The following is a 13,086-nucleotide window of genomic DNA, read 5'->3' as shown; positions in this document are numbered from 1 at the left end:
TCTTTAATGTGTTTTATTAATTAGTGGGATAGTTTGCCTCCGGCTGTTATTGGTTATCGGCCAGAGGATATCATTTCCGGCCGGAACTTTTTTGCCGGCGACAGCTTGCTCTATCAGTAAAAAGCTTTTAAAGGCGCCGGCACCTTTGTAGCTGATCTTAATTTTCTTACCCAAATAAGGTTTTAAATCAAAACTGGCCATGTTCCATGGTTTTGCCTGAGCACTGGGCATACCTGCAAGGGCGTAACTGGCAAAATTGTTTATTTTAGCTTTACTGGTTCTCGCGGGCACTAAAGGCTTTCCATCTATGCTCAGCTCCGGAAGATTAGGAAAACCGGTAACCAGGAGGTCGCAGCGATCGGGTACAGTTGTTGGGAGTGTAAGCTCAGTGGTGGAACCATCAGCCTGCTCACTGGTATGGTATACCGGCAAGGCTGGCATCGGAACGGCATTTCCGGCTTCGCCTTTTTCAAACTCGAAAGCCATGGTGGCATAACCTGGCAAAATGATTTCGATATCCTGCCCTGCGGTAAAATTTTGAGGATAGGCATCGGCATAGGGAAATACCACATCGGCATGAAAAACGGTTCCGTTCTTCCCGCTAACATGCACGCTCTGGTTAAAAGGAATACGGAGTTTTTGTGTTTTCGCATCCGGATTACGGGCCACTAAAACACCTTTATCTCCCTTCCAGCCCATATAGCCATAAGCGCTGCCTTCATCTGGCCTTCCACCTACATAAAAGGTATTGTTTAATGCCTGCTGGTGTGCTTTTGCCCAATTGTGCACGGTACACAATGCTTTCCACTCCTCAGGTTGCATGGCAGAGGGCGAAATATACCACTCTTTTAAAAGCGTACCTCTGCCATAATGCATTAATACGTATTCCTGCCAATCCTGAAGGTTATCGCTCTTGCTTTCCATCCGGCCGTCGCTGGTTTTGATAATACCATGCGTCATTAATCTCGAAATGGGTACCAAAGGCCTGTCGGCAGGGTTTCCCCACATGCGCCATAAATAGGTATCGCGATCGGTTGAGGCCATGGCACGTGTTGAGATTTCGGGCCAGTTTCCATTGGTTCCGTCATCACCGGCCAGCATCCACAGGGCATCGGCATATTTTAGCCACCAGGGTGAAAACCACACCCAGTTGGTCATGTTCTGATAGATACCGGGATTCATTTTACGGGTGGCCACCAACACTTCGAGACAGGCATCGAGATTGGCTTCGTGACCATGCCGATCGGTTGGAGGATGGTTATTACCCGGCGCCAGATCACTTAACTGATTAAAGTCGTGTTTAAAATAAATGGTTCCGGTTTCTTTTGCCAGCAAGGGAATTTTCTTCAATACCGTGTCCTTGTATTTGGTAGAAGAAAGGCTGTAGTAGCGACCAAATTTGGCAAAATAGGCATTAGGCTTGGCTTCGCTATATCCTTCGGCCAGGCCCCAGTCTATTTTATTGACGTAACCATTAATGGAAAGCCAAAGGCCAAAACCTGTTCCTTCGGCTTTTAAGCGATCGCTTAACCGTTTAACATCTTTAATTCCGTTGGGAAAAAATTTCGGCAGCGGGTCCCAAACCGATTTGGTGTTTTGCCAGCCGTTATCAGGCACTACGGCATCTAAATTAATGCCGTAAGGAGCTGTAGCAGCTTTAAATTCCCGGTAAATATCAATCAGCCCATCGCCACTTAAATCTTTTGCTTTTGGTTCAAACCAGTTGTTGTAATGCAGAAAAGACTTCGGCTTTTTCCACAATCCTTCCAAATAAGTCATAAAAGCCATTTCTGCCGATTGATTGTTCAGGGAAAAACCATTTACAGCGGTTTTACTGTTAATTTCATACCGGTTATCTGCCTTTTTCAGGGCAAATCCCGGAAAATGCATCAAACGGATCAGTCCTTTGCCTCCCTGATGGTCGATATCTCTTCCCTCGAGGTTAATATCACTGTAATTGCCAACTTTTTCGTAGTGCCGGCCATAATCTTTAGGGGTATTGCCATCTGTACGTCGGGCATAACCCCCAGGATATTCCAATCCTAAAAACAACTGATTGCCCGCAAAAACCGGCTCGCCTTTTCCTCCTCCTTTTTGCTCCTGCGCAATGGTTAAACGCTCAACTTCTAAACGATCGACGGTTGCTGCCGATTTATAAAGCAGCTGTAATTGTTTGCGCAGAAAATTTTCGCCCTTTTTCAGGCTGTACTGCACTTTAATCAGTTGTGGGGCAACCGGATCTTTAGTTACCTGCGGAAGTGGCTTATAGGTAAAGGTTAAAAATGTAGTATCGGCACGATTATATTTTTCGGGTGATCCGGTCGCTGTAAAATCGGCTATGGTTAGTCCTTTTTGTTTATCCATGGCCAGGATTAAAAACTCATCGCTTTTAACCGGTATAAGCTGCCGGGTAGACTGGTTACGGAAAGCTGTGGTTCTCCAGACTTTACCATCGAAAGTAAAATTCCGTTCTACCAACCCATTGCCAATCTGGATCTGTTGTGCCCTTGCTGTTGTAAAAAACAAAAGCAGTAGGGCTATTTTTAATAGTTTCATGTGTGTGGTTTAATCAGGCTGCATCGAAAAATAGTGATGCAGCCTTTTAAATGATACTTATTGCAGGGGATCAAAAGTTCCGTTTTCCCAGCCAGCGTTTTGCAGAATTTTAGGGTTATTCTGAATTATGCTCCTCGGAATGGGGTAAAAGAGACTATTGCTCTGGATTATGATAGGCTGAAGATCAATCGGATCTAAACTTTCTGTAAATACGGTAGCGCTGGTTGGCGGCACCGCCGGAGTAGGGTTAATGAGCTTTAAGGCTTTACGGGTTTTGCCATTCAACGTGCTGGATAAGGTATTCCAGCGCAGCAGATCAAAAAAGCGGATTTGCTCAAAAGCCAGCTCAACCTGTCTCTCTTTCTGGATGCGGCTTCTTAAATCACCCTGACTCATTGCCGGCGCTAAACCATAGAGGTTGTTAATACCCGGTAAGATTTTAGCCCTGGCGCGTATTTTAGTTAAAGCATCGTAAGCAACCGTGGCATTTCCGGTTTCATTTGCTGCTTCGGCGGTAAGCAATAAAATATCGGCATAGCGGATAGCAATAAAATCAGTTCCTGAGGTTCCGGCCTGTGCAGCTGTTAAAGTGGTATCGACAGCTTTTTTGCAGTAATACCCGGTGTAGGTGCCGTTCACATCGCGATAGCCATCAATACCGGAGTTAACGTAGGTCCACTGTTTACGACCGAAATAAGTAGCACCGTTGTAAACAATTGTGGCATAAAAGCGATCGTCTCGACCACTAAAACGCTGCTGATAAGTCAGCGCGGGATTAACATCCGAACCATCTTTCATCGGATAGGCATCTGCCATTTCCTGCGAAGGTTGATTTCCTCCTGTCGAGTTTACAGATACTGAAATCGGCCTGACGGTGGCATCCCGTCCTTGCGTACGCCCCGGATTAGCAAAGCGAATGGCAAAAATCACCTCCTTATTCATTTCGGTGAGAAACAGGCTGCCATACGAATCGAAAAGACCATAGCCACTGGCATTCAATTTGGTTAATGCTTCGTTACAGGCTGTATAAGCCGCCTGCCAGCGGGCAGCATCGTTATTGGGGTTATACCGCGGCGAGGCCCAGTCGACCAAAATCCGGGCCTTTAGCGCCAGGGCTGCTTCTTTACTTGCCCGCCCTACATTTGAACCTGGCGTAACCGAAGGCAGTAAAGCAATCGCTTCATCCAAATCTTTCACCATAAAACTGATGCATTCAGACGTCTTGTTCCTGCTCACAAAAATATCGTCGGTAAGTTCTTGTGGCACCGTAATAATCGGTACACCGCCATGCCTGCGCACCATTTGAAAATATTGGTAGGCCCTTAAAAACTTAGCCTCGCCGGTAAACTTGTTTTTTAAACCAGCACTTCCTGCAGCAGTTGGTAACTGTTTAATCATTAAGTTAATTTTACGGATTGCTGTATAAGGCCAGTACGAAATGCTGGCATCGGGCGTAACCGTACCGTTAATTACCGGCGAGCCATTTCTCGATTCGTCGGTATATCCGGTTAAACTGAGGTCCCACGAGGGCACATCCAGGTAAAGGTTATTGGCAAAGGCCGTTATTAAAACCGTATCCTGCCACACCAAAGCATCCTGAATATTATTGATATCGTTCTTTTCTGTTACTTTTTTGCAGCTCCAGGCCATTACAAGCGCCACAGCTAGAAAGCATATTTTAAAGCATATTTTTTTCATGTTCTGATCTTTTTAATTGGGCTTAACATTGTTTAAAAAGAAATACTTGCACCTGCAGAAATGGTTCTGAGCATCGGGTATTGAAATGCACCATAACCTGTTTCATTTGTTGGTAATTCCGGATCGTACATCTTAATATCATCACTGATGATGAAAAGATTGGTTCCGGTTAAAAACAAGCGGCATTTTTCTAAACCAATACTTTTGGTTGCCCTCGCAGGTAATGTGTAACCCAATTCCAGACTTTTTACCCGTAGATAGTTACCGCTACGTAACCAGAATGATGACGCAGGACCTTCTGTTCCATTTAAGCCTCCAATTTTAGGATAAGCTGCACCAGGGTTTTGTGGCGACCAGAAATCGGCCCAAAAGGCCAGTACATTTTGCTCCTGCCACTGACTCCTGTCGCTTAACATTACTTTGCGTGCACCTACGCCTTGCAACAATACCCCCAAATCAAATCCTTTCCACGATGCGCCCAGTGGAATGCCATAGGTAATCCGTGGATCGTAAGACAGATTAGATAAGACCACATTATCATTCGCGTTGATAATGCCATCAGGAGCTCCATTGTTAGGACCAAAAAGGTCGGTAAAACCAATATCACCAAGTTCGAAAGCCCTGGTTCCGTATTTCAGTTTCAGGTAATTGGCCAGCTGATCGGTATTGCTGATAATGCCATTAGCCTGATAACCGGTAATGAAATTAACCGGCCGGCCCGTACGGCGTTGATAATCGGGAATATTGGCCTGCTCAGGATATTTAATTACCTTATTCGTGGTATAGGCTAAGTTAAATCCAACATAATACTTTACCTGACCGATCTGATTATCGTGTCTCAGGGTTAGCTCAAAGCCCTTGGCATTCACCTGCCCGTAATTAACCTGAGCCAGTGCAATACCAAATGTAGATGGAATTACGGTTTGATTGGCGACTAAAAGATCGGATGTTTTTTTATAAAATAAATCCAGGCTACCGCTAATTAACCCTTTGTAAAAACTGGCATCCAAGCCCACGTTGGTGGTCGCTATTTTTTGCCATTTGATATCCGGATTAGGATAGCGTTGCGGTGCAATGGTATTTACCGGAGTTGAAAAAACGGCACTGCCTTGCAACGAAAAATAAGAGTACCATTGCGAAAGGTCGATATTATCATAACCGAGCAAACCATAACCTGCCCTGATTTTCAGGTTATCTACATTCGGCATCGCATTTTTAATAAAGGGCTCTTCAGATAAAATCCATCCACCCGATAGTGAAGGAAAATATCCCCATTTATTTTTAGGGGCAAAAGCCGATGAGGCATCGGCACGAACAATGGCATCTAAAAGGTATTTCCCTTTAAATTTGTAGTTTAAACGGCCAAAAACCGATGACCGTCCAAATTCATTTCCCGTACCGGTTAAAGAGCGGCGGGCCGGATCGCTATTGGCCACAAAAAGCTGGTCGATGGTGCTGGATAGAAGATTTTCGCCTTTGGCCGAGAAATTATCGCCTGCCGATTCAGATTGCTCATAAAAAACCTGCAAACTCAGGTCGTGATTACCAAAAGTATGGTCGTAATGGGCAGAAGCATTAAATACATAGGTTTTGTTTTGAATGTACTGCTCCTGAAAAAAATCGTAAGGTTGTTGCGCAGCGGCTTTGGTGCCAATTATCTGATCGCCAATTAAGTGGTTGTTGCCCCCAAAACGGTTGAAAAGATAAAGGGTGTAAGGCTGGTACCGGGTTTTATACAAATCGGCCTGTTTATTATAGTTATAGCTGATATCTGCTCCGAAACCTTTTATGTAGTTCGGATTATAGCTCAATTTTAAGAACCCATTCAAATTGGAACGATCACCTTTTATGTAGCCGTTTTTAATTACTTCAGGCACCAAAAAGTGGTATAAACTTCCATCGGGCAGGCCATTTACATAAGCCGGGCTTAAAGGCGTAAAGTTCATGGCTGCACGGGTAAGATCGCTCAAAGTAGTGGTATTTACTCCATCATACCACCATGGGGTAGTATTTGGCCGCACGGTACCCTGAAGATTTACCTTGGCAGAAAAACCATTACCAAATTTGAAATCGAGGTTACTCAGTACATTAAAGCGTTTCGATTCGAGCTTATCAAATAAACCGGTTTCGCTAAAATAACCAGTAGCAACATAATACCTCGCATTTGGCGAGCCACCGGTTACGCTTAAATTGGCATCGGTGGTACGAGGCGTTTTGCTAATCATTTCGAAAAGGTCGGTATTGATCTTTCCGGCTTTATAAAACTCCAGCTCATCGGCAGTGTAATACCTTGGATCGTTAGCTGCAACCCCTTGATTGAGATAGTAATTATTGCGGTAAAGTGCGTCCTGGTAGGAGTTTAGTCTTTTAGGCATGCGTGTAGGATCTGATTGACCATGACTAATGTTAAAACTAAATTTGGCCGGTCCTTCCGAACCTTGTTTGGTGGTAACCAGTATCACCCCACTACCACCTCTTACCCCATAAATGGCGGCAGCACCGTCTTTTAATACCGAAATACTCTCAATATCGTTTGGAGAGAGTAAATCGAACTCCTGCTTGCTGCGCGGAATATCGTCGATTACGTAAAGCGGATCCTGACCGGAATATGAGGTAGTTCCCCTTACCCGAACCGAAGAACTCACGCCAGGAAGACCACTTGGCGACATCACTACCAGACCAGCCAGTCTGCCTGCCAGGGCATTGGAAACATTAGAAACCGGTATATTACTTACTGTGCTTCCCGATATGGAGACTACAGAACCGGTTAAAAACTTCTTCTCCTGCTTGCCATAGCCCACAACTACTACCTCATTAAGGTCTGCTGCATCTTCTTTTAGCAATACCGTCATAAAGCTATTACTTGCATTCAGCTCCTGAGTAACATAGCCCACAAACTTAAAAATTAAAACGGCAGATGCATCGGTGACATTGATATTGAATTCGCCGTTTTCGTTAGTTACCGCGCCGTTTTTGGTTCCTTTCTCCAGCACGCTTACCCCGGGAATACCGACATTTTTGGCATCGGTTACCTTTCCCCTCACCACAATCCGGTTATGATCGCCACGGGTTAAAACAACCAGATTCTCTTCTACAATGCGGTAATGGATACCTGTATTGGCCAGCACGCTAGTTAAAACTTCTTTCCACGATTGATTGGCAAAGCTGGCAGTAAATAGTTTTCCGGCAGGCAAAATCTCATCATTGTAAACAAAATGAATGTTGGTTTGATTTTCAATGGATTTAAAAATCTGTTTCAGATCTGCCTGCTGCATAGAAATAGAAACTTTTTCTTGTGCAACGCTTCGGGTGGCAAACGTTTGTAGCGTACCTAATAAAATAAAAAGTACAACAATTTTCATCATAAGCAAAAGCTTGAGCATAGAACGGTACGGCCGTTGCAGAACGGCCTGTGGTTCATTTTTTTTCATATATTTGTTTTTTGGTTTTGTTAATAAAATGGCTGTTACGTGTTCAGCGAGGGGCCATTTCGACAATTCACAATTAGAGGGGAATGCGTCAACATTCTCCTTTTTTAGTTTTTAAAGTTTAGGTTTCTTTCATATCATTTGGTTTAGTTTTTAGTTGGGGTTATAGATTGGATATAAACCAGATTTTTCTCTATCCGGTAGTTAAATCTGCCTGCATACTGTAATGCATGCAGCACTTGTTCAAGAGTATAGTTTTCGTAGGTTCCTGATAAATTAATGCGTTTAAGGTCTTCATCCTGAATAATAATTTCCTTATTGTACCACCGCCCCAGCTTAACAGCAATATTCTGAAAAGGCTCGTCATCAAAAACGAGCTTGTTTTCTGTCCAAAGACTTTCTTTAGCCTTATTATCGGCAATCTCTACATTTGATTTGCTTAACAGAATGGTTGGTTGTTCTTTTTTAACCGTTTCTTGTTTGTGGTCTTTAAGCTCATTGTGCACTCTTAGCTTCTCTCCGGGTTTTAGGCTAATGCGGCTTAAAGGCTGGTCGTCCATACTAACTTCTACCAAACCATGAATAAGTGTGGTTTCAGTGTTCTCATCGTCAGGATAAGCTTTTAAATTAAAAGCGGTTCCCAGTACTTTCACTTTAATACCGTTAGCTGAAATGATGAAGGGATGTTTTTTATCGTGAGCCACTTCAAAGTAGGCTTCTCCACTTAAGCTAACCGATCTGGTTGCTCCGGTAAATGATTTGGTGTAAAAAAGTTTGCTGTCGCCATTCAGCCAAACTTTTGTACCATCGGCCAGTACAATCTTATTTTTTTCTCCCTTTTTTGCAATGAGTACCAATTCCGTATCGCGCTGTTTTCTGAACATCATAAAGCAAAGCGGAAGCCCTATTAAAAGCAGGATTGCAGCAACCTGAATAAGCCTGCGGTAAAGTGTAATTGTTTTTTTCTTTCCTGATGGGATATTTTCGGGTGACGGTGTTGAATCCTGAGCTGCCTGATCAAAGTGACCTGCTAACTGCATTTTAGCGTAATGAGCCATATATGCCTCCATGGCCTCTGCTTTTTCTGTCTGGCTTTGTGGCTCAGCTTTGGCCGTAAGCAAGGCATAAATATTGCGTAAACCTGGATTTTGCTCCATGAGTTGATGCAATTCGTTCAATTCTTCGTCTAAAATATTACCGGCATTAACCTGATTGATCAGCCAGTAAAAGCGTTCGTCGTCCATCGATAAAAAAGGTTATTACCGACTAAGACAAGAGAAAGGAGAAAAGTCCTCAATTAAATTTTAAATATTTTTTTAACGATCGAGATACACGCTCAAAGCGGCACCTAATTTTTGCTGCGCCAGCTGCAGATGCCGGTCAACAGTATTTAAAGAAATTTCCATGATCTCTGCTACTTCGCGGTAAGAAAGGCCATCCTGCCGGTTTAACATAAAGGCCATCCGGCATTTAGGAGAAAGGGCTTTAACACATTTTTCAATCTTTTCTTTTAATTCCGCATCCAGCATGCTTTCCATCGGCGTAGAAAGTTCTACTAAACTTGATGGTGCGACCTGATCAATATCCCAGGTGGTGTATTTTCTATTCTTAACCAAAAAATTAATGGAGCTATTTTTAACTGCGCAGAAAAGGTACACTTTGGCATTCGAAACATCTAGCAATGCCTTTTCCATTGTCCACACTTTTAACAAAACATCCGATACAATTTCCTCCGCTATTTCTTTTTGCTTTACATAGGTAATACTAAAGCGCAACAGACCAGAATAAAAATGGAGAAATAGCTTTTTGTAAGCTGTTTCGTCTCTCATTAATGCAATCTTATGCTGTAGTGCAATAATATCCATTCTTATAAGCAGATGACTGGTTCGATTTTGGTTAGCTTTTTGGGAGAATGCCTGTAGTTGAAGATAAAGCTATCAACTTGAAAGCATTACCACAAATAGTACCTTATAAAATTGTTCGCGTTAATATCATCCAACAGTACCTGGTCTGGTTTTTAAAATGAGGTTAAAAACATAGCTCAGCACTAAAAGAGCAAGCTTTTCATTGTCATCAGTTCTTTCTTTTACAAGCCAGAAAGCCGCCAGATCATGATAATATGATTGAATAAAATACTAATTAACGTTAATAAATAATTAGCCTAATGGATAAAAACATTCGGTTTTAGTGATTCAAGATTCAACAATTTGGAGGATATTTTTGCTTGTAACAAAAAATCCCGGTTACTTTAGCAACCGGGATTTAAATTTATTAAAGGAGTTTACTTTTGTTTGCCAAACAAGCTATAGCTGATTCCGAGTTCGTAATCGCCGGCGGTATAACCGCTTAATGCGCGTGTATTGGTGGTGTACATGCCATTAACGGCCAGTTTATTGTTCCAGTTAATGCCTATCCCAAAGGTAGCACTGCCTGCATTGTGGTAGAGTGCCAGTACATTTACCTTGTTTACCGATGGAGAAGCGAACTCAATGTTTACCCCTGCATCAAGCAAATTGTGGTAACCTTTAACGCCACGGTAAGCCACTTTAGGCTCTACAGTAGCAAAGTTGGCCGGTATCCGGTAGCTTATTGCTGTAAAGAACAAAGGCTGATCGGATGAGTGGTACGCATCTTTTTTCAATATACGTTTCAGGTTATTTACCGCACCTTGTACCTGAAGTCTGCCTGTACGGTAGGCCATTCCGAAATCGGCATCCAGATAGGTTTTACGCTGGTTCACGCTATAAATATCAATATCATCGGCATCACCCTGCACATTGGCAATGTTAATGTCGTCGTCGGAAAACGATAGCCCCAAACCAAAGCTCAGGTGCTGATTGCCCTGATCGAGCGGAAGGTGGTAAGTAAAAGAAGTTGCGGCGCGCGTGTGCTTTAACAATCCTGCACGGTCGTTGTTTACCTGTAGTCCCACCGCCAGCTTTTCTGCGAAGCCGTAGTCGGCCGATACAAACTGGGTAAAGGGTAAACCGGGCATAGTACTAAACTGACTGCGAATACCGGCATTCAAGGTTAACTTTTGTTCCAATCCGGCCATAGCCGGATTGGTGAGATACTGATTCTGATAATAGATTGCACTCATCGGATTAAGCTGTGCTTTGCTTTGCGCAAAAGGAAAGCTGATGAAGAGCAGCGCCACACACCATTGGATGAATCCTTTGTTTTTATATTGATTAATTGTATTCATTGCTTTGAAGTATTAAAATTTTCTAACAATTGTGATAAATCCTCTTTTCGCTTTTACGCCGTTACCCAGTTCTATAATGTAGTAGTAAGTATTTTCATCCAGCGGAGTGCCGTTGATGGTACCATCCCACTCGTTATTATAGTTCTTTTTGGCATACACTTCCCTACCTGCACGGTCGAATATGCGTACCTGATTATTTGGATACATGTCGATGTTTTTAATCACAAAGAAGTCGTTTTTACCATCGCCGTTCGGTGTAAGCACGTTATTGGCCACCAGGTTATAATCTTCCACTACGGTAATGGTAATCGTTGCTGTACTGGTACAACCCGAGGCATTGGTGCCAGTTACGGTGTAAGTGGTATTTTGCGATGGGCGTACGGTAAGCGTTGCTGAATTCTGTCCACTGATAATACCAGAAGCAGTTGCCCAGCTATAGCTTAATGCACCACTCGCTTTTAACTCAATGGTTTCTCCCTTGCTTACATTTGTCCCTGGTGTAGCCACTATCTGAACTTGCGGTAGTGGAGCAGCCGTTAATGTAAATGTTCGGCTAAAGGTATCAGTACCTCCGTTCAATGTACCACCATTATCTTTTACAGTTACCGTAATGCTTGCAGTACCACCTGCAGGGTTTAACCTGTAGCTTAATACTGCGTTACCAGCTGTGCCTTGCGTTACTGAAAGCGCTGTAAACAGTGCTGCATTATCACTACTCACTGTTAAAGTAGTAGTTTGATTTTGCTCCGCACCTGCTGTAATACCACTTAATGCAATGGTTTGTGTGCTACCGCTTACACACACCTGCTGGTTGGCAATTGCTGCCAGGGTTGGGGCGGTGTTTAGCGGCGCGATAACCGTTAATACCTGGGTAACATTTGCAGCTGCGTTATAGGTAGCATTACCCGCCTGCGAAGCGATTATGTTTGCTGTACCTACGCCAACTATGGTTACGGTATTTCCTGTAACGGTTGCTACCGCCGGATTGCTGCTGGTATAAGTAACCGGATTTCCGGATGCACCACCAGTTGCGTTAAGTGTAAAGGTACCATCACCTAAAATTTTACCCGGTAAAGCTGTGAAAGTAATTACCTGGTCTTTCTTATCATCATCGGCTATTGTAACTGTTGCCGTAGCATTGCTGCCCGATGCAGTAAAGGTGAAGTTAGTTGAGTTTGCGCCTGTTAGGGTTAAAATAACCGTTTCAGGGTCTTCATACAGGTTATCGTCTTTTACTACTACCGGAACGTTCACACTGTTCTGACCTGCTAAGATCATAGCCGATCCACTTAAAGTGGTATAGTCTGTTCCTGCGGTTGCAGTTCCGCTCACATTGTAAGTTACCGTGATGTTCTCGGTCGCCGTTAGGCCAGCCGGTAAGTTAATGCTAAATGCACCGTTGGTTGCAGGTTCTGCAGCGTCGGTTGTTTTGCTGATGCTTACAGCCAGGTTAGCTGGGATATTGTCATCATCGGCAATATTTAAGCTTGCATTACCAGTTGCGGTAAGACTGAAGTTAGCCGAGCTAGCGCCGGTTAAGGTAGCCACTACCGTTTCTGTGCCTTCGATGATGTTATCGTTTTTAACCAATACCGGAACGTTTACACTGGTCTGACCTGCTAAGATTACAGCCGATCCACTCAATGCGGTATAGTCTGTTCCTGCAGTTGCAGTTCCACTCACGCTGTAAGCTACCGTGATATCTTCTGTAGCGGTTACGCCAGCAGGTAAACTGATGTTAAATGCACCGTTGGATGCTGGTTCTGCTGCATCTGCAGTTTTGCTGATGCTTACAGCCAGGTTAGCTGGCGTATTATCATCATCAGCAATGTTCAAGCTCGCATTACCACTTGCGGTAAGACTGAAGTTAGCCGAACTAGCGCCGGTTAAGGTAGCCACTACCGTTTCAGTGCCTTCGATGATGTTATCATTTTTAACTAGTACCGGAACATTCACACTGGTCTGACCTGCTAAGATCACAGCCGATCCGCTCAATGCGGTATAGTCTGTTCCTGCAGTTGCCGTTCCACTCACGCTGTAAGCTACCGTGATATCTTCTATAGCGGTTACGCCAGCCGGTAAACTAATGCTGAATGCACCGTTGGTCGCTGGTTCTGCTGCATCTGCTGCTTTGCTGATGCTGATCGCCAGGTTAGCTGGGGTGTTATCATCATCTGCAATGTTCAAGCTTGCATTACC

General features: G+C 43.7%; 7 protein-coding genes. All 7 read right to left on the bottom strand.

Going from position 1 to position 13,086, the window contains the following annotated elements:
- Positions 1-3: 3 nt before the first annotated feature.
- On the bottom strand, positions 4-2,556 hold the full coding sequence (locus tag OC25_RS25185) for an alpha-galactosidase (RefSeq protein ID WP_039482733.1): 2,553 nt from the start codon (positions 2,554-2,556) through the stop codon (positions 4-6).
- A gap of 57 nt (positions 2,557-2,613) precedes the next feature.
- Positions 2,614-4,254 carry a RagB/SusD family nutrient uptake outer membrane protein gene (locus OC25_RS25180; RefSeq protein ID WP_039482730.1) on the bottom strand — a complete coding sequence of 547 codons (1,641 nt, stop codon included), beginning with the start codon at positions 4,252-4,254 and terminating at the stop codon, positions 2,614-2,616.
- A 32-nt stretch (positions 4,255-4,286) separates the two neighbouring features.
- Complete coding sequence (locus OC25_RS25175) at positions 4,287-7,685, bottom strand: SusC/RagA family TonB-linked outer membrane protein (RefSeq protein ID WP_039482728.1); 3,399 nt, start codon at positions 7,683-7,685, stop codon at positions 4,287-4,289.
- A 143-nt stretch (positions 7,686-7,828) separates the two neighbouring features.
- Positions 7,829-8,926, bottom strand: coding sequence for a FecR family protein (locus tag OC25_RS25170; RefSeq protein ID WP_039482726.1), 1,098 nt, complete (start codon positions 8,924-8,926; stop codon positions 7,829-7,831).
- 72 nt (positions 8,927-8,998) lie between these two features.
- Positions 8,999-9,511 carry an RNA polymerase sigma-70 factor gene (locus tag OC25_RS25165; RefSeq protein WP_167335442.1) on the bottom strand — a complete coding sequence of 171 codons (513 nt, stop codon included), beginning with the start codon at positions 9,509-9,511 and terminating at the stop codon, positions 8,999-9,001.
- A gap of 452 nt (positions 9,512-9,963) precedes the next feature.
- A complete protein-coding gene (locus OC25_RS25160) occupies positions 9,964-10,887 on the bottom strand; it encodes a PorP/SprF family type IX secretion system membrane protein (RefSeq protein ID WP_039482721.1) in 924 nt (307 codons plus the stop codon).
- Positions 10,888-10,899: 12 nt separating this feature from the next.
- Positions 10,900-13,086, bottom strand: a 2,187-nt coding sequence (locus OC25_RS25155; protein ID WP_039482719.1) for a T9SS C-terminal target domain-containing protein, incomplete at its 5' end; no start/stop codon positions are given.

This window comes from Pedobacter kyungheensis (assembly GCF_000812965.1).
Lineage (GTDB): Bacteria > Bacteroidota > Bacteroidia > Sphingobacteriales > Sphingobacteriaceae > Pedobacter > Pedobacter kyungheensis.
This window is presented reverse-complemented; position numbering and strand designations above follow the sequence as displayed.